The sequence below is a fragment of the Nocardia sp. NPDC051787 genome, assembly GCF_040681325.1.
GTDB lineage: Bacteria > Actinomycetota > Actinomycetes > Mycobacteriales > Mycobacteriaceae > Nocardia.
The window spans coordinates 82,462-107,361 of record NZ_JBFAYO010000027.1 but is presented as its reverse complement, the minus strand read 5'-3'; the positions used below and the strand labels follow the sequence as shown (position 1 = coordinate 107,361).

At 66.9% G+C, this 24,900-nt stretch carries 27 protein-coding genes and 1 tRNA gene; 8 read left to right on the top strand and 20 right to left on the bottom strand.

Translation table 11 applies throughout. The annotated features are described in order from the left end of the window. Nucleotides 1-78: 78 nt before the first annotated feature. The 11 genes from AB0M45_RS25645 to AB0M45_RS25595 all read right to left on the bottom strand — a co-directional run bounded on the left by AB0M45_RS25645 (nt 79) and on the right by AB0M45_RS25595 (nt 7,192). Nucleotides 79-1,149, bottom strand: coding sequence for a hypothetical protein (locus AB0M45_RS25645; protein WP_364334174.1), 1,071 nt, complete (start codon nt 1,147-1,149; stop codon nt 79-81). After that, nucleotides 1,146-1,541 carry a hypothetical protein gene (locus AB0M45_RS25640; protein WP_364334171.1) on the bottom strand — a complete coding sequence of 132 codons (396 nt, stop codon included), beginning with the start codon at nt 1,539-1,541 and terminating at the stop codon, nt 1,146-1,148. Before AB0M45_RS25640 ends, AB0M45_RS25645 begins: the two co-directional genes overlap by 4 nt. Further along, nucleotides 1,538-2,008: a hypothetical protein gene (locus tag AB0M45_RS25635; RefSeq protein WP_364334168.1), complete on the bottom strand. Its 471-nt coding sequence runs from the start codon at nt 2,006-2,008 to the stop codon at nt 1,538-1,540. Before AB0M45_RS25635 ends, AB0M45_RS25640 begins: the two co-directional genes overlap by 4 nt. Next, nucleotides 2,005-2,301: a hypothetical protein gene (locus tag AB0M45_RS25630; RefSeq protein ID WP_364334165.1), complete on the bottom strand. Its 297-nt coding sequence runs from the start codon at nt 2,299-2,301 to the stop codon at nt 2,005-2,007. The genes AB0M45_RS25635 and AB0M45_RS25630 overlap by 4 nt, the downstream gene beginning before the upstream one ends. 152 nt (nt 2,302-2,453) lie before the next feature. Then, nucleotides 2,454-3,803 carry an AAA family ATPase gene (locus AB0M45_RS25625; protein WP_364334162.1) on the bottom strand — a complete coding sequence of 450 codons (1,350 nt, stop codon included), beginning with the start codon at nt 3,801-3,803 and terminating at the stop codon, nt 2,454-2,456. Continuing rightward, nucleotides 3,800-4,978: a hypothetical protein gene (locus AB0M45_RS25620; protein ID WP_364334159.1), complete on the bottom strand. Its 1,179-nt coding sequence runs from the start codon at nt 4,976-4,978 to the stop codon at nt 3,800-3,802. The genes AB0M45_RS25625 and AB0M45_RS25620 overlap by 4 nt, the downstream gene beginning before the upstream one ends. A gap of 51 nt (nt 4,979-5,029) precedes the next feature. Then, on the bottom strand, nt 5,030-5,221 hold the full coding sequence (locus AB0M45_RS25615; RefSeq protein ID WP_364334156.1) for a hypothetical protein: 192 nt from the start codon (nt 5,219-5,221) through the stop codon (nt 5,030-5,032). After that, nucleotides 5,218-5,622, bottom strand: a complete 405-nt coding sequence (locus AB0M45_RS25610; RefSeq protein ID WP_364334153.1) for a hypothetical protein — start codon at nt 5,620-5,622, stop codon at nt 5,218-5,220. Before AB0M45_RS25610 ends, AB0M45_RS25615 begins: the two co-directional genes overlap by 4 nt. Continuing rightward, nucleotides 5,619-5,855, bottom strand: a complete 237-nt coding sequence (locus AB0M45_RS25605) for a hypothetical protein (RefSeq protein WP_364334150.1) — start codon at nt 5,853-5,855, stop codon at nt 5,619-5,621. Before AB0M45_RS25605 ends, AB0M45_RS25610 begins: the two co-directional genes overlap by 4 nt. Further along, nucleotides 5,852-6,799, bottom strand: coding sequence for an AAA family ATPase (locus AB0M45_RS25600; RefSeq protein ID WP_364334147.1), 948 nt, complete (start codon nt 6,797-6,799; stop codon nt 5,852-5,854). Before AB0M45_RS25600 ends, AB0M45_RS25605 begins: the two co-directional genes overlap by 4 nt. A 138-nt stretch (nt 6,800-6,937) precedes the next feature. Further along, nucleotides 6,938-7,192: a helix-turn-helix transcriptional regulator gene (locus AB0M45_RS25595; protein WP_364334144.1), complete on the bottom strand. Its 255-nt coding sequence runs from the start codon at nt 7,190-7,192 to the stop codon at nt 6,938-6,940. Nucleotides 7,193-7,385: 193 nt separating this feature from the next. Here AB0M45_RS25595 and AB0M45_RS25590 point away from each other — a divergent pair, with 193 nt between their 5' ends. Next, nucleotides 7,386-7,775: a helix-turn-helix transcriptional regulator gene (locus AB0M45_RS25590; RefSeq protein WP_364334141.1), complete on the top strand. Its 390-nt coding sequence runs from the start codon at nt 7,386-7,388 to the stop codon at nt 7,773-7,775. A gap of 182 nt (nt 7,776-7,957) precedes the next feature. Then, nucleotides 7,958-9,235, top strand: coding sequence for a tyrosine-type recombinase/integrase (locus AB0M45_RS25585; protein ID WP_364334138.1), 1,278 nt, complete (start codon nt 7,958-7,960; stop codon nt 9,233-9,235). 66 nt (nt 9,236-9,301) lie between these two features. On the opposite strand, the gene AB0M45_RS25580 is transcribed toward AB0M45_RS25585, so the two are convergent. Further along, a tRNA-Met gene (locus AB0M45_RS25580) sits at nt 9,302-9,375 on the bottom strand. 524 nt (nt 9,376-9,899) lie between these two features. Here AB0M45_RS25580 and AB0M45_RS25575 point away from each other — a divergent pair. Further along, the gene (locus AB0M45_RS25575; protein WP_364334135.1) at nt 9,900-10,457 is read left to right on the top strand and encodes a transglycosylase family protein; all 558 of its coding nucleotides are present in this window, start codon (nt 9,900-9,902) and stop codon (nt 10,455-10,457) included. A gap of 98 nt (nt 10,458-10,555) precedes the next feature. Here the strand turns inward: AB0M45_RS25575 and AB0M45_RS25570 are convergent, their stop codons facing one another. Then, nucleotides 10,556-13,555 carry a UPF0182 family protein gene (locus tag AB0M45_RS25570; RefSeq protein ID WP_364334195.1) on the bottom strand — a complete coding sequence of 1,000 codons (3,000 nt, stop codon included), beginning with the start codon at nt 13,553-13,555 and terminating at the stop codon, nt 10,556-10,558. A gap of 212 nt (nt 13,556-13,767) precedes the next feature. Between AB0M45_RS25570 and AB0M45_RS25565 the strand changes: the two genes are divergently transcribed. Further along, nucleotides 13,768-14,349 (top strand): PPA1309 family protein, encoded by a 582-nt coding sequence (locus tag AB0M45_RS25565; protein WP_364334132.1) that lies wholly within the window; start codon nt 13,768-13,770, stop codon nt 14,347-14,349. Between the two features lie 4 nt (nt 14,350-14,353). Here the strand turns inward: AB0M45_RS25565 and AB0M45_RS25560 are convergent, their stop codons facing one another. After that, the gene (locus tag AB0M45_RS25560) at nt 14,354-15,379 is read right to left on the bottom strand and encodes a PDZ domain-containing protein (protein ID WP_364334129.1); all 1,026 of its coding nucleotides are present in this window, start codon (nt 15,377-15,379) and stop codon (nt 14,354-14,356) included. Between the two features lie 127 nt (nt 15,380-15,506). On the opposite strand from AB0M45_RS25560, the gene AB0M45_RS25555 reads away from it, so the two are divergent. From AB0M45_RS25555 to AB0M45_RS25545, 3 genes are all read left to right on the top strand, one after another. Then, complete coding sequence (locus AB0M45_RS25555) at nt 15,507-16,922, top strand: zinc-dependent metalloprotease (RefSeq protein WP_364334126.1); 1,416 nt, start codon at nt 15,507-15,509, stop codon at nt 16,920-16,922. An 85-nt stretch (nt 16,923-17,007) separates the two neighbouring features. After that, a complete protein-coding gene (locus AB0M45_RS25550) occupies nt 17,008-17,883 on the top strand; it encodes a hypothetical protein (protein WP_364334123.1) in 876 nt (291 codons plus the stop codon). Between the two features lie 48 nt (nt 17,884-17,931). After that, nucleotides 17,932-19,275, top strand: coding sequence for an AarF/UbiB family protein (locus AB0M45_RS25545; protein WP_364334120.1), 1,344 nt, complete (start codon nt 17,932-17,934; stop codon nt 19,273-19,275). Nucleotides 19,276-19,511: 236 nt separating this feature from the next. Here the strand turns inward: AB0M45_RS25545 and AB0M45_RS25540 are convergent, their stop codons facing one another. From AB0M45_RS25540 to AB0M45_RS25520, 5 genes are all read right to left on the bottom strand, one after another. Continuing rightward, nucleotides 19,512-19,799 carry a WhiB family transcriptional regulator gene (locus AB0M45_RS25540; RefSeq protein ID WP_364334192.1) on the bottom strand — a complete coding sequence of 96 codons (288 nt, stop codon included), beginning with the start codon at nt 19,797-19,799 and terminating at the stop codon, nt 19,512-19,514. A gap of 177 nt (nt 19,800-19,976) precedes the next feature. Beyond that, the gene (locus AB0M45_RS25535; protein ID WP_364334118.1) at nt 19,977-20,315 is read right to left on the bottom strand and encodes a hypothetical protein; all 339 of its coding nucleotides are present in this window, start codon (nt 20,313-20,315) and stop codon (nt 19,977-19,979) included. A 109-nt stretch (nt 20,316-20,424) separates the two neighbouring features. Further along, nucleotides 20,425-22,575, bottom strand: a complete 2,151-nt coding sequence (locus AB0M45_RS25530) for an ATP-dependent DNA helicase UvrD2 (protein ID WP_364334115.1) — start codon at nt 22,573-22,575, stop codon at nt 20,425-20,427. Nucleotides 22,576-22,635: 60 nt separating this feature from the next. Then, nucleotides 22,636-23,112, bottom strand: coding sequence for a MarR family transcriptional regulator (locus tag AB0M45_RS25525; protein ID WP_364334112.1), 477 nt, complete (start codon nt 23,110-23,112; stop codon nt 22,636-22,638). 9 nt (nt 23,113-23,121) lie between these two features. Next, complete coding sequence (locus AB0M45_RS25520; RefSeq protein ID WP_364334109.1) at nt 23,122-23,586, bottom strand: EVE domain-containing protein; 465 nt, start codon at nt 23,584-23,586, stop codon at nt 23,122-23,124. Between the two features lie 121 nt (nt 23,587-23,707). Between AB0M45_RS25520 and AB0M45_RS25515 the strand changes: the two genes are divergently transcribed. Next, complete coding sequence (locus AB0M45_RS25515) at nt 23,708-23,938, top strand: mycoredoxin (RefSeq protein ID WP_364334189.1); 231 nt, start codon at nt 23,708-23,710, stop codon at nt 23,936-23,938. A gap of 45 nt (nt 23,939-23,983) precedes the next feature. Here the strand turns inward: AB0M45_RS25515 and nudC are convergent, their stop codons facing one another. Continuing rightward, on the bottom strand, nt 23,984-24,889 hold the full coding sequence (nudC, locus tag AB0M45_RS25510) for an NAD(+) diphosphatase (RefSeq protein WP_364334107.1): 906 nt from the start codon (nt 24,887-24,889) through the stop codon (nt 23,984-23,986). Nucleotides 24,890-24,900 lie beyond the last annotated feature (11 nt).

The following is a 24,900-nucleotide window of genomic DNA, read 5'->3' as shown; positions in this document are numbered from 1 at the left end:
GATCCAGCCGAGAGCGCTCGCTACGCTCGCAACGAGGCACGCCCAATGGAGGAATTCCGTGACGGCAGCCCGGGGGAATTACCTGATCGTCGACAATTCGACGGTGCCGACGACCATCTGTCCTGTGATGAGCTGGACGAACGGATCGGGTGCGATGTGCCCGTCGGCTCGGTGACGCGGCTCGAGAGTGTCGTCGAGTTCGATCGTGACGCCGTTGTTGTCGATCGCGGCGCTGTAGCCGTTGGCGTCGCTGTCGTCGTCGGGAACCGACATCACGTGTTCTCCCATGATGAACGTCTCTCGGATGGGCGGGCGGGGTGTGCCGGGAGGGTAGTACCGGAACAGGACCGTCTCGAGGACAGACGGCTCGTCGTCGGAGTTGGCTGGGTACCGGTCGGTGTGCATCACGACCACGTATTCGGTGTCGCGCCATGGGCGTGAGAGCCGGTAGGCGAAGACGCTGGCACGGTAGTGCTCCGCAGCGGGGAACGGGAAACGCAGCGCACATCCGTCCGGCGGCGTCGGTGGCAGCTCGGGACGAGCCTGATGCTGCGGCGGCCCTTCGATTATCAAGACGCCGTGGCGTGCGGCGCGCTGCTGGAACGGTGCGAGCGGGCCGGTGGTGTTCGACCCGGGGCACAGGACGGGGCTGCCGTCGCTGTGGTAGTCGTAGCTGGCCAGGGCAGTGGTGCACTCGTCGCAGCCGCAGTATAGCAGTCGTAGCAGCAGCAGGTTTTTGGTGATCGGCAGGGCATGCCATTCCTGTGGGCAGTGCGGGCACATCTCGCTCGTACCGGTGTCGGGTCCGGCGTCGAGTTGTTCCTTGACCAGGGCGTCGATGTCGTCGATGACCTTGCGCTCAGGCCGGTGGTGCTCGGATGGGGTCATGGCTGGTTCTCCCAGTTCGCTGAGCAGGTCCTCTAGGAGGCGGTCGATGACTTCGCCCGCAACGCCGATGTCCTCGAGGCGTTCGACGAGGGCTTCGACGGCGTCGTCTTGGTCGGTGTTGGTGACCGCGAGGCGTCGGCGTCGGCCATCGGCGTCGCGGTAGTCGACTTGCGCGCGCCAGGTTTCGGGCCGCTGCTGGCGGGCGGGCATCTTCAGCAGGACGATCCCGGAGGGCGTCAGTGGTTGCTGCGGTGGTCTCATCGCTCGGCCCCCGCGGCTCCGGGGATGCGTAGATCGGCGAGTTCGACTGCCCGTTCCCAGGTCATTCCCCTGCCTTCATGGCGTTGGATGACGTTCAGCCACAACAGGTCTTGCCCCCAGCAGCTGTAGCGGACGAACGACAGGACGGTAGCGGCGGCACTGAGGTTGCCCGCGTCGTGTTCGGCCAACCGTTCCGGATCGGCACCGAGCGCGAGCAGGGCGCGTCCGATCAGGCGTGACCCGCGCCAGGTGCCGTCTTCGTCGCGCACGACGTAGCGGTCTCCTTGGGGGTGGTCGGCGAGGGTGGGTGTGGTGGCTTCGGGGACGGCGGCGACGAGTTCGCGGATCTTGGCCACCAGGTCGGCGGCGGTGATGATGGCGGTCGTGCTCACAGGACACCTTTTTCGAGGCGGTCGATGACCTCGGTGAGGTCGTCGAGGGTGTTGGTGGCCAGGAACAGGGCGTTGGCCTGGACGGTGTTCAGTCCGAGTCGCCGCGTCGCGTAGTCGCGGGCCAACAGCTGGCGGCCGGTGGTCAGGTCGCGGGCGGTGGTCAGATCGGGACTCAGCTGCACCGGCGGCTGCACAGTCGCGTCGGTCAGCTTCGCGATCCGCAAGCTCATCGAGTCATAGGCCCACGCGACATCCGGATCCAGTTCCACGACCCACCCGGCGAAGCACAGTGCCGTCCTGCACACCGGTGCCCCGGTATCGGAATGGACGATCTCGTGGATGTTGATCTCGCGATACACCGTCTGGTCCCACGACAACCCTGGGTGACGCCGGTGGTCAGGCAGGGTGGTGATGGTGTCGACGACTCGCCGCATCATCCTGATGTCGGGGATGGCGCGACGGATCATGCCCGGCCCCCCGACGCGGTCGGGACATGACCGGTCAACCGCCCCGCCGACAGGCAGGTCAGCCCGGCTTCGTGGACCCAGGTCGCCTCGCAGCACGGGCAGTAACCGGTCTCGACATCCCCGGAATCCCTGCGGGTGAGTCCGGGTTCGAGGGTTTGGTCTGGGCAGGCCGGGCAGCGGCGGCCGAACATGGTGTGGTACGCCAAACTCGCCAGGTGCCCAGCTCGGTCGAAACGGCTCGACGATGGAGTGTCGTGCAGTTTCGGGCAGTGCATTTCCAACACGATTTTCATCGTTTCTCCCGTGGATGCAGTATTCAATTCGCAGAGGCATTTCGGTGGTGCTAGCCACAAATGAAATCCCCTGCAATACACTCTAATTCACTTCAACTTGAGCATCAACACCTCAATTCGCCTGTCCAAGAATGGAATTAGCGAGCGAGTCGTCATCCGTCGAATACTCCTTTGCTGCGGCATAGACGGAAATACTGGTCGGCCGGTGTCCAGGGGAAACCGATCGTGGCGTGGTGCAGCTCGTGGGGGAACAGCCGCTCGTCGCGGGCATACCGCCACTGGCGCAGGTTGACCACCGTGGGGTGTTCGTCGTCTTCGTGCCCGCGGGCCGGGACGATGCCGTATCCGAATTCCGGCCACCGCAGTTGCAGCGATGATCCGATCGGCCGCACCGACCGAGTTCGGCCGTCGGCGGCGTGGGGTATGTGGCCTTCGAGAATCAACACGAACCGGTATTTCACCCGCAGCCGGTCCAGGATCCGCACCAGCTCGCGCGCGCCGTCGGCGGCTTCGGTGTCCAGGGCGCTGAGTCGATACAGCGGCCCGGCGACGACGAGGGCGGGCTGGTGGGCAGCGATGGCGGCTTCGATGCGACGCAGTTCGCGGGGATCTTCCAGCCGCACACCATCCGGGCGGGCCTCGATGCGCAATGCGTCGTTCCAGTCCGGGCGTGGATGGTTCTGCTGTTCGCAGACCGCGTCGACGCGGGCGACGAGGTTGCGGTAGCGGCGGCGCAGCTGGCCGGGCAGGTTTTCCGCGTCGATCACCAGCACGCGGTGCGAGGTAGCTCGCGGGGCTCCGGGGCCGGTGATCGGCGCAGCGAGGAACGGGTGCAGGCCCGCGGTTACCGCGCACGCGATCTGTGCCATGAGTGTGGATTTTCCGAGTCCTTCGATGCCAGTGAGGATCATGCGGTCGCCGTACTCGAACAACTGCGGGATCAGCCAGTCGTAGGAGTCGGAACCGGCCAGCAGCTCAGCGACCGACGGCGGCAATGCCGAAACGCCCGGCGCGGCGGGGTCGGTGAAATCCAGATCGAGCGCCTCGCGCGCGCGGGCGACGACTTCACCAGTTAATTCCAGCTCCCCGGTGCGGTGCAGGACGTGCAGTTTCTGGATCATGCGGGTGGCCTCGGCGATGGCGGTGCGGGCGTGCCACAGGCTGATGATGCGGTCGGCGAAGTACGGGACCGACCCGGGCACACCCTTGCCCAGCAGCTCCAGGGTCAACATGCGCAGCTTGTGCGGATGGCCACCCAGATCGCCTCGGCGGCTGGCCTTCTCCAGGATCACGACCGGGTCGGCGGGCTGCCCGTCGCGCAGGACCTCGACCAGAGTGGCGTGCAGCAGCTGGTGGGCGGGCCGGTAGAACGCTTCGGCGGGAATGTCGGCCACCGTGTGCGCGACCTCGGTGTTGTTCTCGGTGTAGAGCGCGGCGCCGAGGACCTGTTGTTCGGCTTCGATGTCGCACATCTCCGGGTTCTCCCAGTCCTCACCGCTCACGCGCACACCGCCTGGATGCGTTCACGGAGTTTGGACGCCGCCCACAGACCGGAGTCGAGCATCGAAGCGAGTTCGGCGCGCAGCACGTCTTGGCCGACGCCGTGGCCCAGGAGCGCTTCGATCTCAGCGCGCAGGGCTTCGCGTGCCGGGCCAGGTGGGCGGCCGCCGTGGCGGGCGATGGCGTCGAGGTGATCGCGCGCCAGCCGATAGGCCAGGGCTCGGACTTCCCCCGGCGTGACCGGATCAGGGACCGGCAGCGGGCGCTGCGCGGCGGCCATGCGCCGGGCATAGCCGTCCGCGCCGTGCGGATCGAAAAGCCTGTCAGCTTCGGGTTTTTCGGCGAGATCGCCGGTGGCGACGAACTCGGCGCGAGCGTCGATCAGCGCGTCGGCTCTGTCGAGCTCGGCTTGGGCCTGGGCGCTGCGGACTGCACCGGCCTGCGGGTCGGCTAGGACCGCGACCGCGTCGGGTGCCAAGCGGGCCAGCACCCGTCGGCGCATCGCCGCAGTGGCGGGGATCTCCGGGGCGGCGGCGTTGAGCCGATCGGCGACCTCGTCCCCGCCGTGACGGCGACGCTGAGTCGGCAGCCTCGGTGGTGGGAGATTTTTCTCCTCCCACGCGTTACTTACCGCAGGGGTGGAACCTACAGAACCAGAGATATCTGTGACCTGTGATCTGTGAGACGCGCATGCGTTGCCAGCCGGAGCCCGTGCGGTTTCGCTAGCAGGTTTGCTAGCCGCCGCTCGACGGTTCGCGGCCTTCGCCAGCCCACCCGATCTACCCGCTGACCTGGCCTTTTCCCGCCTTTCTGCGGGGTCGAGGTAGAAGGCTTGATGGTGGCGGTAGTCGTGCATGGTGACGACACCATGACCGCATGGCGCACCCACTGTGCACGCACCGTGCCCGCATGGCGTCGCCGTGGTGCACGCGTGGTGTCGCCAGCATCCCGCCGTGGTGAGTGCGTCACGGATACGGCGGGGCACCATCTTGCGTGCCTGCGCAACGGCCACGAGACCGTTGGTGCGATTGCGGTGGCAGTACATCCACAGTTCGAGCAGGCTCAGTTTGGTGACCGGCGACAAGGGGCCGGTGCGGTGGTTCTCCAGGAAGTCGAGGCTGACCTTGATGTAGCCGCGCGGGTCCTTGCGGACCTCGCCGCGGGACTCAGCGGACATTGGTCTACTCCGAGGGAGCTCGGCGCGCCAGTCAGCGGCGCGCGAATGAGGTCAGTCGATAGGCTCGACGTCGCGGGAGGCGTGTTCACCGTCGTGCCAACGGCGTTCGGTGACGATCGCCGTGCCGCCACCGCTCTCGACGAGGTAGCGGCACTCGTAGAGCACGCGCATCACGCGGCCGTGTTCGTCGGTGAGTTCATCGGCGACTATCCAGTACCCGCCGTCGCCGAACGGGTCGGTCACGGGTCGCTCCGCACCGGCGTGTACACCGATGGGCGCTTGGGTCTGCTGGTGCGCGATTGTGAGGACTTCACGCGGCCGCGCTTGAGGGCAATATTGACCAGCAGTTGGGCGGTGCCGTCATCGAGCGAGGTGACTTGTTCGAGGGTGAACGGTTCACCTGCCGTGATGAGTTCGTCGATCCGATCCGACACCCGCTGCTCGGTCTCCGACAGGACCAGGCAGTCATACCGCATGATCCGCGTCTGCAACGTCGCCAACGACAGGCCCAGCCGTCGTGCGATCGCCTCGTGGGACATATTCCCTTCGCGCAGGAAGGTGTACTCCTGGATGAATATCCGCCGGGCGTTCTCCCCGTCCATCGCGATGGCGTTGAGGGGAGAGCGCTTCCGGCGGGTACTCACGCCGACCTCTGCTCGGCGAGGTCGGCCAGATAGCGGAAGTAATCGCATTCCAGCCAGCGCAGCGGACCGGAATCGCCGTTCAGGCGAAACCCCTTATCCGCCAGCGGGTGCGGCCTGGCCTGGTTGCGCCACTGCAACACCAGCTGCTTGGTCACCAGCAGCCTCGCGGCGACCTCAGCTGTGTCGATCAGGCCGTGAGTGCACCCCGACGCGCTGCAATCTTGCTTCGTCATTCGTCATTCACCCCCTCTCGCGTATTGGCCGCGGCGGTCGCAGCCTGTTTGGCGTCGACCTTCTCCATCGCGGTCTTGATCGCGACGATCAACTCGCGCAGCGTGGTGGGTTCGTCCTCGAGGTCGACGGTCGGCGCGCCGAGCATCCGGTAGGAGTCGATCTCGAGGTAGATCGCGCGTAAATCCTCCATCGACGCAACATCCAGAATTCGTTGCCGAAACTCAGCCACTGTCGGGACCGGTTCTCCGCCGTCGAGCCAGTCCGCGATCTCGGTAGCCAGCTCCGCGCCTGGTTCGGCGATCACGCGTTTGTTGAGGAATGGCAGGCGGGTCTTGGAGATGTGGAGGTTGTTGCGCAGGTCGAGGTCGGCGACGATGTCGAACTCGAACTCCAGACCCTCACGCTGTACCGGGCGGGTGCCGACTTTGAGCGGTGCCGCTTTGCCCTTGTCGTTCTCCTCGACCAGGTATTCGGTCTTGGTGCGCAGGGTGACGATCAGATGACCGGGGAAGGTCAGCATCGCCTCGACCATGCGGCGCTCATCGGGTGTGGCCTCTTTCCACCCGGAGAAGCTGTTGGCGCCGGACTTGCGGCGGTCGACCTGCTCGAGCATCCCGTCCGGACCCATCCAATAGTGCGACCAGGAGTCGATGATCAGGGTGTTGAAACCGAGACCGGCCGCGACACCGAGGATCTCGACAAGACTTGCGGGCGAGAACCGGTCCGGTTCGAGGGTCTGCCAGTGCCAGCCGTTGAGCCCGGCGTACTTGCTGGCGCTGCCGTGCTCGGTGTCGACCACGCCAATGAGTCCGCCCTCGCGCGCAGCCCATTCCGAGGCCAGGGCGAGGGCGGTATAGGTTTTGCCAGAGCCGGACGGGCCGGCCAAGGCGATGCGTGCCTTGGACTTGCGGCGGTAGGCGGACTTGAATTCGATCGCTGCCACTACGACCACCTGTCCGGCAGGTAGGCCGCAGGCCCGTCTGCCGGATCAGCGGCAGACGGGTTAAACTTGAAACGCATTTCTACTCCCGTGGATGTGCAGCGACCCGGTGGAGTGCTAGCCCACCGGGTCAACTCCTTCTTACGATGGTTCAGCGCCTTCGGGGTCTTCGCTCCTTTCCTCGATCGTGAACAACTCCTCGGTCGGGACATCCAGTGCCGCAGCGATTTTCACCGCCAGTTCGGCGCTACATGAGGTCCGCGTCCCGGTGCGCAGCAGCCCGATCATGCTCTTGCCGCAGCCAGCGCGATCGGCCAGCACCCGTACCGGCATCACTTGCGAGTTCATGACATCCCGCAACGCTGTGCGGTGCTTCAGCCTGGCCCGATCGGCCATCCTGGGCTCCCTCCTGTGACTCCTTCCCCTGCCCAACAGTAACAACAGAAGACAATGATGTCTACCAGAACTTACTTCGGTGAAAATAGTTTCCGCAGCTAGAGACGATATTTCTATCTTATAGATGCATCGTGCACTTACAGTTAGCATCGAGACTTATGCGGGTGTGGACACATGCTCTACCCTTATGCCCATGCCACGCACGCGCCCCCTGCCCGAACCGTGGGCCACCGCGATGACGGCCGCGGGCATCAAGACCCGGCACGAACTTGCCGAGCGCGCGGGCCTGCATGCCACCACGGTCAGCAGGCTGATCGACAATCCCGAACATCCCTCATCGGTGGACACGATCCGCGCCGTTGCCGAGGCGCTACGGCTCGATGTCCGTGATGTCGCGCACTGGTCGGGTATCGCGCTAGAACTCGATGAGCCGTACCTGCCGCCGCCGGAGGCGGCGCTGCTCAACCGCGAACAGCGCAAACTCGTCACCGACATGATCCGCGCGCTGGCGCAAACCAATCGACATCCCCGCCCGCCCTTGAAGATTCAGACTACGGGCGTTGTCGTACTGTCGGGCGAATAGTTGGATCCGGTTTAATCGCCTTACTTCACGTGCACGAACCCCGAGTGCGACCGGAGTGCTTCATCGATAAGTCGTTGTGCCCCAGTAGAATTGATATGCGCAAAACCGGCTAGCACCGGCGTGTACATTCACGGGAGAAGCACAATGGAATATTCATGCGCCCACATTGTGGGAGCGTGCTGATGGCGCGTCCACCTCTACCCATCGGCACCTGGGGCAAGATCACGCGCAAGCAGATCAAGCCCAACTACTGGTACGCCTACTGCAAGGTTCGTGACCACGACGGAGTCACCCGACGTGCCCACCGGTGGACACCGCAGGGAGTCCTCGACCGCAGTGGAGCGGTCGCCGAACGCCGATTGCTCGAGCATCTTCGAGACCGCACGCACGCGGGCGGTGAGGAAATCAACGGTGAGACAACGATCGAGGATCTATGGAAGGCGTATCGCAAATACCTTGTCGAGCAAAAGAAACGCAGCCACAACACCCTCGATCGCTACGACCGTGCGGGCAAGGCAATCGTAAACGCGCTGCGCTTGGTCCGACTGCGCGAGGCGACGACGCAGCGGTTCGAACGGTTCCTCAGCGGATACGTCCAACGCGGCGGCCCTGATGCCAAGGGCGTGCGGATTGTCCTCACTGGCATGTGCGGGCTGGCCGTGCGCTTCGGCGTATGGACCCACAACCCCATGCGTGAGACTGAGCCGATTGAGACCAAGCCCGCCAAAGGCGCAGCCGCTCTGGAACCCACTCAGGTACGGCAGCTCCTTCTGGACGTTCGCAGCAGCCTCGCGCCGTGCCCGCCGCTGCCGAAGATGAAGGACGGCCAGCTCGTTGCCCCGAATCCCAAGTACCGGGTGCCGACTGTCGCCCAGTTCTGCGACAGGGGCGACCTCGCCGACCCGATCACCATGTTCTCGGCCACAGGTGGGCGCATCTCCGAGCTGATGGGGTTCCTGCTCGAGGACTACGACCCCGAGACCGGAGTCATCCTCGTCACCGGGCACGTGCTCCGAGTGCGAGGTGTCGGGCTCGTCCGCGAGTCGAACGAGGACAACCCCGACAACTCGAAGAATCTGCGCCGCGCCATCCAGCTTGCGCCCTACGCGGTCACGATGCTGGACCGTCGAATCCCCACGTTGCGGCCGATGGCCGACGGGACAACTCCACTGTTCCAGTCCGCGGCCGGAACGCTGCGCGACCCGACGAACTTCAACGATCAATGGCGGCGGGTCCGAGCCGCCTTGGGGCTGCCCGACAACATCACTGGGCACTCGTTCCGCAAGTTCGTCGTCGACGTCGGTCTCGATGCCGGACTGTCGGCGGCGCTGGTGGCCGACCAGGTCGGGCACGTCAACCCGACCCAAACCCTCAACACCTACGCCTCCCGTCGTCGACCCAGCGGGAAGATGGCTGGCGTGATCCAGGATGCGGTCTTCCCTGACCAAAAGGTCCAGTAAAGGTCCAGTAGATCGAAAATGGCCCAGGCCAGAAAGGTCGGAAACCTCTCTGACCTGGGCCGCTTGTAGCGGGGACAGGATTTGAACCTGCGACCTCTGGGTTATGAGCCCAGCGAGCTACCGAGCTGCTCCACCCCGCGTCGGTGAACACAACATTACACACGAGTTCACGGAGACTGCAAATCGCCAGCTCAGCGGCTTATTCGAACTGTTGCCAAGGCGCTGACGCCGCAAACGGAGACGCGAGAGATACCGGGCGCCCCCGAATCCGAGGGCGACGACGGCCGAGCAGGCGCTGTAGCGCTATATAGTCACAGCCCACCACTTTCAAACGTGACACATATCACCATTTCTTGGTGATCCCGAACACATAACGATGCGATAACTTCGCGCACTAACGGCGTGTCGATGCGTTTCCCACCTGGCAAAACGCCGATATTCGAGTTATTCGCTTCATGCAATTCCGGCGTTATCGAGATGTGATCTGCTGAGATTTCTTCGTTACCGTCAGTCCACGGCCCCGTCCAACCGTGACGGGCTCGAACTCGAACCGCCGAACACCGGTGACCCTGTCCCGCGGTTCGAGGATCCCCGACGACCTGGGGACAGGGACACGGCAGAGAGCTCCATCGCCGTGCCGGCGGGCGCAGGGAGGGAATCGACCATGACTGAGAACCGGAAGTTCAGCACCCGCGCCATCGGCTTCGCCGCCATCACCGGCGCCCTTGTTGCCGTCCCGTTCACATTATCCACCGCTTCGGCCTCCGCCGCGCCGACCCACGACTGGGACGGTGTCGCGCAGTGCGAGAGCGGTGGCAACTGGGGGATCAACACCGGTAACGGCTACTACGGTGGCCTTCAGTTCTCGCAGAGCACTTGGGCCGCCAACGGTGGTCAGGGCTACGCACACAACGCGAGCAAGGAAGAGCAGATCCGCGTGGCGGAGAACGTGCTCGCCACCCAGGGTCCCGGCGCTTGGCCGACCTGCGGCAAGTACCTGCGTTCCGGCACTTCCGAGCCGGAGCCCGCCGTCCAGCCGGAACCCATCCCCGCCGTGCCCGCCCCCGCCCCCGCCCCCGCCCCCGCCCCGAGCGACAACCAAACGGTGGTCGACCAGGCCAGGTCCGCCGCGGGCGAATTGGCCAAGCGGTACGGCCTCGAGGGTCAGTTCCAGCAGATTCTGGACCAGCACAGCACGCTGATCGACTCCTTCGGTCGCTGACGCGACCTGCGCCGGATCGCACCGGTGCACACGAAAGACGCCGCCATCGCAACGATGGCGGCGTCTTTCGTTCCTGTCCTACCTCAGGTCGTCCTACCTCACCGGCCCGCGTCCTGGTAGGCCTTCACCGCGGCTTCCAATTCGTCGAGCGCCCGGCCGAAGTCCTGGAAGTTTCCGCCGCGCATGGCATTGCGCACGTTCTCGATCTTCCGGTTCAGCTCGGCCGCCGCCGCGTCCTTGGCGGACGACGACCCGGTCGCGGGCGGCGGGACGGAAGCGGGAGCCGGGGTTCCGGCGTTGGTCCCGTTGTTGCCCTGCTCGACCGGCGGGGGAACGGTGCCGGGCTTCGGCCTGGTGCCCGAGTCACCGCCGAACGGCGTCGCCAGCGCGCCCGCACCGGGGATGACCTGGTTCAACGCCTCGGCCAGCGTGGAGGCATAGCCCACCTTGACACTCCCCGCCTCGTCCCGGTAGCTCACCAGCACGCGCAGCAGCTGCGGGAAGGTCGCGGTGTTCGGACCGGTGTTGCGTTCGTTGTAGAACGGCTCCACATAAAGAATGCCGCCGTCGGCGACCGGCAAGGTCAGCAGATTGCCATATTTGATCTTGTTCGAATTGGACAGCAGAGTTTTCTCACGGGAGACCTCCGGCGCCGTCGTCATTCGGTTCTGGGTCTGCTGCGGGCCCAAAGTTTGTGTGTCCGTTGGCAATCGCAGAATCGTGAATTTCCCATACCCGTCCGGATCCGACCGCACCGAGATATAGGCCGACAGGAACTGCCGGTTGTACCCGACCATAGCGCTGGTCAAATTGAACGTGGGCTTGTTCGTTTTCGGATCGCCCAGCAGCACGTAGTACGGCGGCTGGCTCGCGGACGTCCCGCCCTCGGTGGTGGGGTCGGCGGGGACCGACCAGAAGGCGTTGTTGGTGAAGAACTCGCGCGGGTCGTCCACGTGGTACTTGGTCAGCATCTCGCGTTGCACCTTGAACAAGTCCTCCGGGTAGCGGAAGTGCGCCCGCAGTTCCGGCGAGATCTCGCTCTCCGGCTTCACCGCACCGGGGAACACCCCGCGCCACGCCTTCAGCACCGGGTCCGACGAATCCACCTCGTACAAGGTGACGGTGCCGTCGTAGGCGTCGACCGTGGCCTTGACCGAGTTGCGGATGTAGCTCACCGACTTGCGCGGCAGCAAACGGCCCGTCTTCTTGTCGATACTGTCCTCGAGCGCGCCCTCCAGTGAGGTGGTCTGCGCGTAGGGGTAGTCGTCCAAGGTGGTGTAGGCGTCGACGATCCAGACGATGCGCCCGCCGACCACGGCGGGATAGGCGTTGCCATCAGGGGTCAGCCACGGCGCGACCTTCTGCACCCGCTCACGCGGGCTGCGGTTGTAGATGATCTTGGAGTCGTCGTCGATGGCCGAGGAGAACAGGATGTTGCGCTCGGCGTACTTGGCCGCGAAAGCGAGACGGTTGAGCCAGTTGCCGATCGGCACGCCGCCCTTGCCGGTGTAGGTGTACTGCGCGGTGTCGGAGTCGTATTCGCGCGGACGCTGGCCGTCCATCGCGCCGACGATCGCGTAGTCCGGATTGGACTGCGAGATCAGCTCGCCGAAGTACACGCGCGGCTGGTCCACCTTGATCCGCTGCTTGTCCGAAGGCGTGAACAGGTCGCTGACCATGAAGATCGGGTAGCCGCTGTCGCTGCTTCCTCCGGTGGCGTTGGGGTCCTCGGACTGCGGCTTGTTCACCCGGTTGGCGGGAGCGGCGACGAAGCCGTTGCCGTGGGTGTACACGGTGTGCCGGTTGATCCAGTCGGTCTGGTTGCCGCTCAGCGCCGCGGGCGAGAGCTCACGGGCGGCGACGATGTAGTCCTGCACGTCGCCGTCGAGGTTGTAGCGGTCGATGTCCAGCGACTCCGGGAAGCCGTAGAAGTTCTTCAGCTGGCGCAGCTGGGTGAAGGTGGGCGAGAGGATGTTCGGGTCGAGCAGCCTGGCGTTGCCGATGGTCGCGGCGTCCACCGGAACCTCGAGCGGGCTCTTGCTGCTCTCGCCCTTGAAGTCCTTGTAGTCGATCTTGTCGTCGGTGATGCCGAACGCCTGCCTGGTCGCTGCGATGTTGCGTTCGATGTACTCGCTCTCCTTGTCCGCGGCGTTGGGGCGCACGGAGAACTGCTCGACCACCAGTGGCCACACCGCGCCGACCAGGATCGAGGACAGCACGAGCAGCGCGGCGGCCATCGCGGGCACGCGCAGATCGCGCAGCACGATGCCGGCGAAGAAGGCGAGCGCGCAGATCACCGCGATGGACAGCAGGATGAGCTTGGCGGGCAGCACCGCGTTGATATCGGTGAACGAACCACCGGTGAAGGTGGGTTCCTTACGGCTGCTGGACAGCAACTCGTATCGGTCGAACCAGTACGCGATCGCCTTGAGCAGCACGAAAAGCCCGGCCAGCACGGCAAGTTGGATGCGCGCCGGACGGGTCAGCGTGCCCTCGCGTCCGGTCAGCCGCAGGCCGCCGAAGACGTAGTGGGTGACCAGGCTGGCGAAGAACGCGATGACCACCGCGACGAACAGCCAGTTCAGCACCATGCGGTAGAAGGGCAGGTCGAAGGCGTAGAAGCCGACGTCGAGGCCGAATTCCGGGTCCTTCTCGCCGAACGAGCCGCCATTGAGGAACAGCTGCACCGTCACCCAATTCGACTGCGCCACCAAGCCGGACAGCAGCCCCAGCAGCACCGGGATACCGACGCCGAACAGCCGAAGCCTGCTCATCACGGTGGTGCGGTACCGCGCGATCGGATCGTTCGGTCCGGCCACCGGCACGAACACCGGCCGCGATCGGTAGGCCAGCAGCAGCGCCAGCCAGACCACCAAGCCGACGAACGCCGCCACGACGATGAACAGCAGGATGCGAGTGCGCAGCACGGTGAGATACACATCGCGGAAGCCGACCTCGCCGAACCACAGCCAGTTCGTGTAGGTGTCCGTCAGCCGCGGCCCGAGCAGCAGCAGCGCCGCTAGGACGATGGCCGCCACCAGCAGCACACGGCTGCGTCGGGACAGCGAAGGTAAGCCGGTGGGGGGCCGCATGCCCACGATGCCACTCTCCAAGGTCCGGCGACGCTCGCACCGATACGCCCGGCCGATGCGCCGCAGTCCGATGTTGCGGGTGGTCCTTGCGGACCGTCTCGGCCCCACTCTACGGAAATCGGACACCGTGGAGCCGGCAGGGTTGCGCTCGCCGCGCCGCATGGATCGCTGACCGGGTTCCAGGGTTGTCCCGAACGCCCGTTTGATTGGATGTTCGCGTGACGCCAGACCTGCACGCCGAACTCGTCCTAGCCCGTACCGTCCGAGAGGTCGCGGAATTCGTGGATGCCGAGGGGTGGGGTCGTCCACCGCAGATGTTCGCGCTGGTGCCGACGGCGGACCTGGTCGCGGCGCAGCCGGAGCTGGAGGATCAGCTCGACGCGGGCGACGAGCTGACGCCGGTTGCCCAGGAGGCGTTTCCGGACGACGTGACCGGCGGATCGATGGCTCTGGACGAGTTCTTGGCCACCACCAGCTGGCCGCCCGCCGTCCAGGGTTGCGTGCTGGTGCAGGAGATCGTGGTGCTACCGCCGGACGCGGAATCGACGCTGGACGACGCCCTCGCCCCGCTGCTGGCCGACCACGAGGCCGCCGACGCGGCCGCGCGCGCAGCAGCCGAAGCACACCCTGGACGCAGAGAAGCGCGGCTTTTCGCGGCGGTGCTGCGTGCGGGCGCGTCGCTGTGCTTGCTGCAGCTGCGTCCCGAGGAAGACGCCGACGAGTTCGGCGACCTCGATCTGCGCACCTACCCGAACCTCGCCCCGAACCTCGTCGAGGCGCTGCACCATACGCTGGAGTGAATACTCAGCCGCAGCTGACCGGCTCCTTGCCTGCGGTGATCTCGTTGAGCGACTGCACCGCGCCGGTGAGGTTCTCGACCTTCACCAACCGGAGGCCGTCCGGGGTCCGCTGCCTGGCTTCGTTGCAGTTGGCCGCGGGGACCAGGAAGGTCTCCGCGCCCGCCTCGCGCGCGGCCATCATCTTGTACTGGATGCCGCCGATCGGGCCGACCTTGCCGTCCTGATCGATGGTCCCGGTGCCCGCCACGAACTTACCGCCGTCCAGGTCGCCGGGGGTGAGCTTGTCGATCAGGGCCAGGCTGAACATCAGGCCCGCCGACGGGCCGCCGATGTCGGCGAGGTTGAACGCGACCTGCATGGGCGGGCGAGCGCCCTCGCCCGGCGTCACGCCGAGATAGCCCTTGGCCGCGTCGTCTGGGCGAGCGGCGAGCGTGATCGTCGCGGTCTGCTCGGCGTTGTCCCGCCGGTACACCACGGTGAGCGGGGTACCGGGCGTCTGCGAGGACACCGCGGCCACCACGTCCTTGGGCGCGGTCATCGGCGCGCCGTTGATGCTGACCAGCTCGTCGCCCGCACGCAGCACGCCTGCTGCGGGGCCGTCGTCGGCCACCTTGCGCAGCAGCACGACCGTCGGCAGGCTCAGGTAGTGCAGCGCGGCTACTTCGGCGTTGCCCTCGGAGTCCTTGAAGTCCTGCTGGTTGGACTTGTCGATCTCCTCGCGCGACACGCCGGGCGGGTAGACCTCCGAGCGCGGCACCAGACCGTGCTTGCCGCTGGCCCAGAAGCCGAACGCCTCGAAGATGGTCAGCCCGTCGCGCACCGACACCGTGGTCATGTTGAGATGACCCGTGGTCGGATCGACCTCCGTTCCCCGGACGTCGACGACTTCTTTACCGTCCACCTTGCCGAGCGTGTTGAAGGTGGGTCCGGGACCGAGTGCGACGAACGGCACGGTCAGCACACTGCCGACGACACCGAGCACGAGCACCGGGATCAGGGCGGCCACCAGGGTGAGGATCCGACGATTCACCCGGACCACAGTAACGACACCGGGCGCCGCGAAGCGGCAGAGGCGGTCATTTCGCCCGCGCGCGCCGTCGCCGGTTTCGCGCCGCGCGAACACAGAGCCACCGTGCTACGCGCGTAGATTAAGGACTATGAGCGACCACCCCTTCGGATTCTCGAACCGCGACGACGATGACGAACGCAAGCGCGGCGACGAGCCGAGCGGTCCCGGTCCGAACGACGTGTTCGGCTTCGGGATCGGTGGGTCCGGCGCGGGCGGGCTCGACCCGGCGCAGCTCGGCCAGATGCTGACCTCGCTCGGCCAGATGCTCAGCGGCATGGGGCAGCCGGGCTCGGCGCAGGCCGGGCCGGTGAACTACGACGTCGCCAAGCGGCTGGCCCGCCAGCAACTCGGCTCGGCCGTCGCCCCGGTGACCGCGGGCGCCGCCAGCGCTGTGGCCGACGCCACGCACTTGGCCGAACTGTGGCTGGACAGCGCGACCGCCCTCCCCGCGGGCGCCACCAAGACGGTGGCGTGGACCGCCAACGATTGGATCGAGCAGACCTTGCCCACCTGGCAGCGGCTGTGCGACCCGGTGGCCGAACAGATCTCCGGGATGTGGACGGCATCGTTGCCCGAGGAGGCCAGGCAGTTCGCCGCGCCGATGGTCGGCATGCTCGGCCAGATGGGTGGCCTGGCGTTCGGCTCGCAACTCGGCCAGGCGCTCGGCCAGCTCGCCAAAGAGGTGCTGACCTCGACCGATATCGGTCTCCCCCTGGGACCCACCGGCACCGCCGCGCTGCTGCCCGCGGCGATCTCGGAGTTCAGTGCGGGCCTGGAACAGCCGGAAAGCGAGATCCTGGTGTTCCTGGCCGCACGCGAAGCCGCCCACCAGCGGTTGTTCGGGCATGTGCCGTGGCTGCGTCAGCAGGTGCTCGGCGCGGTCGAGGATTACGCGCGCGGTATCCGGATGGACTTCTCCGCGCTGGAGCAGGCCGCGCAGGACATCGATCCGATGTCACTCACCGATCCCGCGAAGCTCGAGGAGATCCTGTCCCAGGGCACGTTCGAGCCGCAGACCACGCCGGAACAGAAGCAGGCGCTGGAACGGCTGGAGACGCTGCTGGCGTTGATCGAGGGCTGGGTGCAGGTGGTGGTCAGCGACGCCGTCGGCGATCGGTTGCCCGGCGCGGGCGCACTGGCCGAGACGCTGCGCAGGCGGCGAGCCACCGGCGGGCCCGCCGAGCAGACCTTCGCGACGCTGGTCGGACTGGAGTTGCGTCCGCGCAAGCTGCGCGAGGCGGCGGCGTTGTGGCGCAGGCTCACCACCGACGCGGGCATGACGGCGCGCGATCGCGTCTGGTCGCACCCCGATCTCCTGCCGGATTCCGGCGACCTGGACTCCCCAGCCGGTTTCATCGACTCGGTGATCGGTGGCGGAACGACCGCGTTCGACGACCCGCTGGCGCAGCTGGCCGAGACCGAGGCACGCGAGCAGGCCGAGCGCGAACGCAAGGATGGCGGCTCCGGCCCGGACCTGGGCAAAGAGGGCGACGCGCCCGCTTGATCCGCCCTGTGGATGACGCGAAACCCTGTGGATAACCGCGGGTTTCGAAACGAGTCGCGCACTGCGTGTTTCGCATACTGCTGACATGACAACGATGTGTCGCGGTCCGCGATTGCGTCCGAGGGTGACCGTTCTGGTTCGCCCGGCCGGGGTCGTCCAGCTCGGATGTGATCCCGAGACCGCCGTGGTGCTCGGTCCGGAAGGCATGGACGCCGAGACCGTCCTGACCTTCCTCCGCCTGCTGGACGGCTTGCGCACGAAACCGCAGATCATCTGGCGAGCCGGGGAGTGCGGTATCGATGCCGAACGCGCCGTGGCGCTGCTCACCCTGATCGACGAAGCCGGGCTGCTCGACCATCCCGAGGACCGGGCCGGGCGGGTCCTGGCGGTGCGGGTGCACGGGCTCGGCCCGCTCTCCGACGCGGTCTCGACCGGGCTGCGCGCACTCGGGGTGCGGCCGAGCCGTTCCCGGGACTACCCGTCCGGCGCGGCGACAGTACGCACTTGGCGGTCGGACCTGGTGCTGCTGGCCGACGCGCTGATGCCGGACCCGAAATTGGTGAACGACCTGCTGCTGCACCAGATTCCGCATCTGCAACTGCGCATCCGGGACAACAAGGGCGTCATCGGACCGCTGGTGCTGCCCGGCGCCACCAGCTGCCTGCGCTGCGCGGACCTGATCCGCTCGCAGAACGACGCCGACTGGCCGCATCTGGCCGCCCAGCTGCTCGGCCGGGTCGGCCACGCCTCCCCCGCCGGGATCGCCGCGACGGCCGCGGTCGCCCTCGGCGAACTGGAGGCGATCCTGGATTGTTCACCGCGCCGCACCCCCGCCACGTTGAACGCGACGGTGGAGTTGGATCTGGATTCGCACGTCCTCGACCGGCGCGTATGGCACCGCCACCCCGCGTGCGCGTGTACGCGAGTGCCCGCATACCTCGGCGCGGGAGCCCGTCGGTGATCAAGATTGCCATGGCCGATTCGCTGGTCCGTCCGCCATGATGGGTACGTGTCAGAGATCGCACGCAGTCGCTCGTCCCGCAACGCCAAGTTGGCCAAGATTCCGCTCGGCATCGCGGGCCGGGCCGCCGTGGGATTCGGCAAGAAGCTCGCCGGAGGCGACAAGACCGAGATCAACGCCCAGCTCAACCAGCGGGCCGCCGAGCAGTTGTTCACCGTGCTCGGTGAACTCAAGGGCGGCGCCATGAAGTTCGGCCAGGCGCTCAGCGTCATGGAGGCGGCCGTTCCGGAGGAGTTCGGCGAGCACTACCGCGAGGCGCTGACCAAGCTGCAGGCCGCCGCGCCGCCGATGCCGGCCGCGACCGTCCATCGCGTGCTCGACCAGCAGCTCGGCACCCAGTGGCGCACCCGCTTCCGTGAGTTCGACGACATCCCGGCCGCATCGGCCAGCATCGGCCAAGTGCACCGGGCGGTGTGGTCGGATGGGCGAACGGTCGCGGTGAAGGTGCAGTATCCCGGCGCGGATGACGCGTTGCGCGCGGACCTCAAAACCCTGTCCCGCATGACCGGTCTGATCGCGTCGGTGGTCCCCGGCGCGGACGTGAAGCCGATTCTCGCCGAGATCACCGAGCGCACCGAAGAGGAACTGGACTACCGCAACGAGGCGGCCAACCAGCGCGCCTTCGCCAAAGGCTTCGACGGACACGGCGAAATCGTCGTGCCGAAGGTGGTGGCGAGCGCGCCGAAAGCGATCGTCACCGAATGGCTGGATGGGACGGCCGTTTCCGCGATCATCAAGCAGGGCGGCGAGGATCCGGCGGGCACCCTTGCGCTGCGCAATCGAGTCGCGGGCCTGATGGGCCGCTTCCACTTCTCCTCCCCGGAAGTCGTCGGACTGCTGCACGCCGACCCGCATCCGGGCAATTTCATGATGCTGCCCGACGGCAGACTCGCCGTCATCGATTTCGGCGCATGCGCGCCGATGCCCAACGGCTTCCCCTCGGTACTTGGCCGGATGCTGGCCCTCGCGGTCGAGGAACGCTTCGCCGAGCTCACCGAGTTGCTGTACGACCACGGCTGGGTGATCCCGGGCCGGGTGGTCACCCATCAGGAAATCGCCGACTATCTGCGTCCGTTCACCGATCCGATCCGGGCCGACTCGTTCCACTTCACCCGCAGGTGGATGCAGCGGGTGGCGGGCAAGGCTTCGGAGTTCTCCAGCCCGGAGATGAAAACCGCCCGGGCGCTGCAACTTCCGGCGGATTACGTGATGATCTTCCGGGTGCTCGGCGGTTCAGTGGGCATCCTGGCCCAGCTCGACGCCGAGCTGCCGTTCATGCAGTTGGTCCGCACCTGGATGCCCAGCTTCCGCGAGGAACGCAGCTCTGCCTAATTGCAGCGCCTGCGGCGCTGCGTGTTGTCAGTGACACAACGCAGGCCAGCCGCCCACCGGACAACGGTGAGCGGCTGGCCTGCTTTCTCGTTCGTTGGCTCGGCCCGTGCCGGGACCGACCGAATCGAGCACATCGACCGGAGGGAGGGAAGTCAGTCCCCGACTCATGCTGTGCCCCTTGACGGCATTCGCGGGCCCTACGTGGTTACGCGAGCTACCGCCTCCGGGCCTGACACTCATGCCGGGACCGCGACCTTGCGCGGACGACCACGCGGACGCTTGCGGGCGATCACGACACCCTGGTCGAAGATCTCACCGCCCCAAACACCCCATGGCTCACGCCGATCCATGGCCGCGCTCAGGCAGCCCTTGCGGATCGGGCAGCTCGCGCACAGCGCCTTGGCCTGCTCCAACTGGACCGGGCTCTCGGCGAACCAGAGATCCGGGTCGCCGGCACGGCAGGGCAGGACCTTGGTGGGGGACTCCTGGGGACGAGTAGTCGACGCCACGGTTCGGCATGTCACGTCAGTAGCGGCTTGTGGCCAACCCTGTGCGGTGAACACGTCGTTCTCCTTCAGCTCGTTTGCAGCGGTTCGTTTCGTTGTCCGCGAAACCGGTGCCTGGTGGCTGAAGGGCCGGAGAAGATTGGCCACGGTTTCGCTGTCGTGCGATCCGTGGCCAGGAGGTCGGGGAGGAGTTCCCTACCTAGGTCGACATCTGTGTCGAATCCTGTTCACGGTCGCTGGGTGTGCGGTGCGGAGGCGTGCTGCCCGCGGATCCGCCGGCTCGAAGCCGAACTCGTCCGCGAAGACGCCGACTGCTGCCTCGGCAGCCGTCGGGTGCCAGCCCGCGCTGGGCTTGTCCTGGATTTCGGTGCAAACGGACGCAGGCATGACAGCCGAATTGACTTTCATGCCGGCCATGCCGCAAACACCGATTCCGGACAGACCGATCCCCTGCAAGGCGAGGATCCCCCGGGAGGCCGCCATGGGCGCATAGACCGCAACGCCTTGGGCGTCGAAGTTCATGATGTTGTCCATTGCTCTGCCTCCCTCCTGTACTCGTTGTCGGTAACTGTGCGCGCCGAGATGACCTGCCGGTGCGTGAAATCCACCATAGGCAAGATCGCCCACGGCGACAACCTATTTTCTACCTGCGCTTTTGTGATGTGGATCGGAGCCGGGACGCGACGATCCCGAGGACGTCCGCGCCGAACTGATCGATCTTCTTCGCGCCGATGCCCGCGATCGAGGCCAGCGCGGCGTCGTCGGCGGGCAGTTGTTCGGCGATCGCGGTGAGGGTGGTGTCGGTGAACACGACGAATTCGCGCACACGCAACGCCTCCGCCTTCTCCGCGCGCCACTCCCGCAGTGCGGCAAGCAATTCCGCGTCCAGTTCGGCCGGGCAGCGGCGGCATCGGCCGAGCATGGTCGCGTACGTGCCGATCAGCGGTTTGGCGCAGACCCGGCAGGTCGGTCGGGACTCTTTCGACGCGGGGGCGACCGGTGCCGCGATACGCGAGGCAGGCGACTCGTCGGGGACCAGGCCGCCCAGGAACCGGGAGCGCCGCCGCACCCGCCTGCCACCCTCGTTCCTGGCCAGCGCCCAGGACAGCCGTAACTGCTCCCGCGCTCTGGTGACTCCGACGTAGAGCAGCCGCCGCTCCTCCTCCAGCGCGGCCTGATCGGCCACCGAGCCGTCGTCGGCGAGGACGTGCTGGATGGGCAGGGTGCCGTCGGAGAGGCCGACGAGGAATACCGCGTCCCACTCCAAGCCCTTGGCGGCGTGCAAGGAGGCCAGCGTGACACCCTGCACCGTGGGTGGATGCCTGGCCTCGGCGCGGGCAGCGAGTTCGCGCAGCAGCCCGGACAGGTCGAGACGATCGTCGTGGCCGACCAGTTCCTCGGTCAGGCGTACCAAGGCGACCAGCGAGGACCAGCGCTCGCGCGCCTGCGCGCCCGCGGGCTCGGTGGCAGTGAGGCCGATCGGGGCGAGCGCCGCGCGAACCAGCGAGACCAGGGCGCTACCGCTGCGCGCCTGGTCGGGTAGATCGTCGCGGGACGCGGCCTGACGCAGTGCCTGCACGGCCTGCTTGACCTCGGTGCGCGCGAAGAAGCCCTCGCCGCCGCGCACCTGGTAGGAAATGCCGCGCTCGGTGAGTGCCTGCTCGTAGCTCTCCGATTGGGCGTTGATGCGATAGAGCACCGCGATCTCGGCGGCGGGCGTGCCCGCCTCGATGAGCCTGGCGATCGCCTTGGCCACCGCCGCCGCCTCGGCGGGAACGTCGTCGTACTCGGCGAAGGCCGGTTCGGGTCCGTCGGGCCGCTGTCCGATGAGTTGCAACCTGGTGCCCGCGATGCGACCGCGTGCCGCGCCGATCACCCGGTTGGCCAGCGACACCACCTGCGGAGTCGAGCGATAATCGCGTTCCAACCGCACGACCGTCGCGTCGGGGTATCGGCGGGAGAAATCGAGCAGATAATTCGGCGTGGCGCCGGTGAACGAGTAGATCGTCTGATTGGCGTCGCCGACGACGGTGATGTCATCGCGGTCGCCGAGCCATGCGTCGAGCACTCGCTGCTGTAGCGGTGTGACGTCTTGGTATTCGTCGACGACGAAACTGCGGTAACGGCCGCGGAATTCGTCGGCCACCGCCGGATAATCCTCCAGCGCGGCCGCCGTGTGCAGCAACAGGTCGTCGAAGTCCAGCAGCAGCCCGTCCGGCGTGGCTTTCAGTTTCTCGTAGCCCGCGTACACGTCGGCGACGCGCATGGCGTCGTAGGGCGTCTCGCGCCTGCGCTCGGTGACCGCCGCCGTGTAGTCCTCCGGCGCGATGAGCGATGCCTTTGCCCACTCGATCTCGCTCAGCACGTCGCGAACGCTGTCGGTGGAAGTGGACAGTCCGGCCCGGTTCGCCGCCTGCGCGACGATCGGGAACTTGGCGTCGATCAACCGCCACGGCACGTCGCCGACGATCTGCGGCCAGAAGTACTTCAGCTGCCGCAGCGCCGCCGCGTGGAACGTCCGCGCCTGCACCTTGGCGGCCTCGCCGCCGAGGCCGAGCGCACGCAACCGGGTCCGCAGCTCCCCCGCCGCCCGCGCGGTGAAGGTCACCGCGAGCACCTGATCGGCCTTGACCTGCCCCTGCGCGACCAGATGCGCGATGCGGTAGGTGATGGTCCTGGTCTTGCCGGTGCCCGCACCCGCGAGCACGCACACCGGACCGCGCGGCGCGCGCACGGCGGCGGCCTGCTCGGGATCGAGGTCGGCGAGGTCGAGTGCGGGCACGCGGTCCATCATGACAGCGCCTACCGACACAGACAGTGTCGCCGTCACGGCCGCACCCGGCGGCCGGGGTGCTCAGCGTGCGCTTCGATCGCGCAGCAGCCACAGGGAGCGCGCGAAGGCACCACCCTGCCTACCGAGCGGTGCGAAGAACTCCCGGTCACAAGTCTCGACCGCCAGGATGGCCCGATTCGCCAGTGCCACACCGGCTTCGGTGGCGACGAGGGCCTTGGCCCGGCGATCGCCCGGGTGGTCGCGGCGCTCGATCAGGCCCTTCTCCGCGAGGGCGCGCAGTACCTGGGAGGTCATCATCGGGTCGGTGGCGGCGTGCTCGGCCAGGTCACGCTGCCGCACCGGATCGTCGCGGCCCGCGGCGAGGTAGACCAACGAGGCGAGCAACACGAACTGCACGTGGGTCAGGTCGAATGGGGCCAGCGCCGCCCGCTGCGCGGCCTGCCAGCGGTTGGTCACCTGCCATAGCAACAGCCCTGGACTTTCGTCGGCCGTGCGGAACCTGCTGCGCAGTCCCGCGTCCGGCGCCTGCTCGTGCATCGGTCTCCCTCACTCCTGCGCCATGGTCCGCGCGATCAGCGCGTAGTCATGCGCGCTGAGTTCTACCAGGCCGCGGCGCAGCACCATGCCCCAGTTCGGCACGCTGGTCAGGTCCAAGTCGTCACGCAGAGCGTCGATCGGCGTCTCCCGCGCCCCCTGCCGATAGCTCACCGACCGTCGCCACGGCCGGAAGCAGCCCCCTTCCTGCGGGTCGGCCTGCCAGGCAGGCCGGTCGTCGATGATGCCGATCGCGGTGAACGAGCGGACCGGCGCTCCGGCGCGCATCCCCTCGCGCGGCGAGTAGTAGATCAACCCGTCGCCCGGCCGCATGCGCTCCACCGCCGCACGCTTCCCATGGTTGGCCTGCGCGATCCCGAGTGCGACGCCGCGCAGGACATGTACCCGGGATACGACGGCCAGCCAGTACCTCTGCGGCGCGGTGGAGGTGGCATGAGCGGTGGCGATGATCGGCATGAATTTAGTATGCGCGCATATTAAATTTCGGACAAGCGACCCAGGAGAACGTTCGAGTTGGAACAGTTCGGGGTGCGCCAGCGTTGCATCACCCGTGACCGATGCGAACCCCACTCTGACGATGTACTCGACCACCTGGTGCGGCTACTGCCGCAGGCTGAAGACGCAGCTGGACGAGGCCGGTATCAGCTACGTCGAAATCGACATCGAACAAGATCCCGCGTCGGCCGAGTTCGTCGGCAGCGTCAACGGGGGCAACCACGTCGTGCCCACCGTGAAGTTCGCCGACGGCTCCACCGCGACCAACCCGTCGCTGGCGACCGTCAAGCAGACCCTCGCCGGTCTGTCCTGATCGCCCGCTCCGTGCGAACCGTGCCGGTTCGCGCGGAGCTTGCGCTCAGTCGATCGCCGCCCAGGATTCGACGATGGTGCGCGCGATGGAGATCGAACCCGGCAGCAACAGCCGCGCACCCTCGCCGCGCGTGGACCAGTCACCCATCGCCAGCGCTTCGCGTACCTCGGCGCGGGTGAACCAGCTGGCCTCGGCGATCTCACCGTCGGAGAAGGCCAGCGGCTGGCCGGGGTCGGCGACGGCGGCGAAGCCGAGCATCAGTGAGCGCGGGAACGGCCACGGCTGGCTGCCCAGGTAGGTGATCTCGCGCACGTCGAGGCCGACCTCCTCGCGCATCTCCCGCTCGACGCAGCGCTCCAGCGACTCGCCCGCCTCGACGAATCCGGCCAGCAGGGAGAACAGCGAGTTCGGCCAGCTGTGCTGGCGCGCGAGCAGCACCCGATCGCCGCCGTCGTGGATCAGGCAGATCACCGCGGGATCGATGCGGGGGAATTCCTCGTAACCGCTCTCGGTGACGCGCGACCACCCGGCCTTGGATGCGGTGGTCACGGTGCCGTCCGCGCTGTTGAACCCGGCCTTGTCGTGCCAGTTCAGCAGCGCGATCGCGGCGGAGAGCAATCCGGCGGTGCGGTCGTCGATGCTGCTACCCGCGAGCGCGCGCAGATCGGTGAGCGTGCCCTCCAATTCCGGATCGCGGATCGCCCACAGGTGGATGCCGTCCTCGACGCCGAGGAACACCGCGGCCTGGCTCGGCTCTGCGGACAACTCGAGCGCGGCGTCCAAGACCAGCACGCCACCGTCGAAACGCACCTGCCCGCGCCGATTGATCCGCAAGAGTTTCGCCTCGCTCCAGCCCTCCTTCAGGGCCCGGGCGTCGCCCCGGATCTCCTCCGCGCGATCGATGACGGAACGGGACAGCAGCGGAACACCATTGAGCTGAAAAGCGGGCACGGTTCGAGACT

Excerpts from the sequence above, each read along its gene's own strand:
- AB0M45_RS25645 (WP_364334174.1), bottom strand. The coding sequence starts at position 1,149 with ATGAGACCACCGCAGCAACCACTGACGCCCTCCGGGATCGTCCTGCTG.
- AB0M45_RS25635 (WP_364334168.1), bottom strand. The coding sequence starts at position 2,008 with ATGATCCGTCGCGCCATCCCCGACATCAGGATGATGCGGCGAGTCGTC.
- AB0M45_RS25630 (WP_364334165.1), bottom strand. The coding sequence starts at position 2,301 with ATGAAAATCGTGTTGGAAATGCACTGCCCGAAACTGCACGACACTCCA.
- AB0M45_RS25620 (WP_364334159.1), bottom strand. The coding sequence starts at position 4,978 with ATGTCCGCTGAGTCCCGCGGCGAGGTCCGCAAGGACCCGCGCGGCTAC.
- AB0M45_RS25605 (WP_364334150.1), bottom strand. The coding sequence starts at position 5,855 with ATGACGAAGCAAGATTGCAGCGCGTCGGGGTGCACTCACGGCCTGATC.
- AB0M45_RS25595 (WP_364334144.1), bottom strand. The coding sequence starts at position 7,192 with ATGGCCGATCGGGCCAGGCTGAAGCACCGCACAGCGTTGCGGGATGTC.
- AB0M45_RS25590 (WP_364334141.1), top strand. The coding sequence starts at position 7,386 with ATGCCACGCACGCGCCCCCTGCCCGAACCGTGGGCCACCGCGATGACG.
- AB0M45_RS25585 (WP_364334138.1), top strand. The coding sequence starts at position 7,958 with ATGGCGCGTCCACCTCTACCCATCGGCACCTGGGGCAAGATCACGCGC.
- AB0M45_RS25575 (WP_364334135.1), top strand. The coding sequence starts at position 9,900 with ATGACTGAGAACCGGAAGTTCAGCACCCGCGCCATCGGCTTCGCCGCC.
- AB0M45_RS25555 (WP_364334126.1), top strand. The coding sequence starts at position 15,507 with ATGAGCGACCACCCCTTCGGATTCTCGAACCGCGACGACGATGACGAA.
- AB0M45_RS25550 (WP_364334123.1), top strand. The coding sequence starts at position 17,008 with ATGACAACGATGTGTCGCGGTCCGCGATTGCGTCCGAGGGTGACCGTT.
- AB0M45_RS25535 (WP_364334118.1), bottom strand. The coding sequence starts at position 20,315 with ATGGACAACATCATGAACTTCGACGCCCAAGGCGTTGCGGTCTATGCG.
- AB0M45_RS25530 (WP_364334115.1), bottom strand. The coding sequence starts at position 22,575 with ATGATGGACCGCGTGCCCGCACTCGACCTCGCCGACCTCGATCCCGAG.
- AB0M45_RS25525 (WP_364334112.1), bottom strand. The coding sequence starts at position 23,112 with ATGCACGAGCAGGCGCCGGACGCGGGACTGCGCAGCAGGTTCCGCACG.
- AB0M45_RS25520 (WP_364334109.1), bottom strand. The coding sequence starts at position 23,586 with ATGCCGATCATCGCCACCGCTCATGCCACCTCCACCGCGCCGCAGAGG.
- AB0M45_RS25515 (WP_364334189.1), top strand. The coding sequence starts at position 23,708 with ATGTACTCGACCACCTGGTGCGGCTACTGCCGCAGGCTGAAGACGCAG.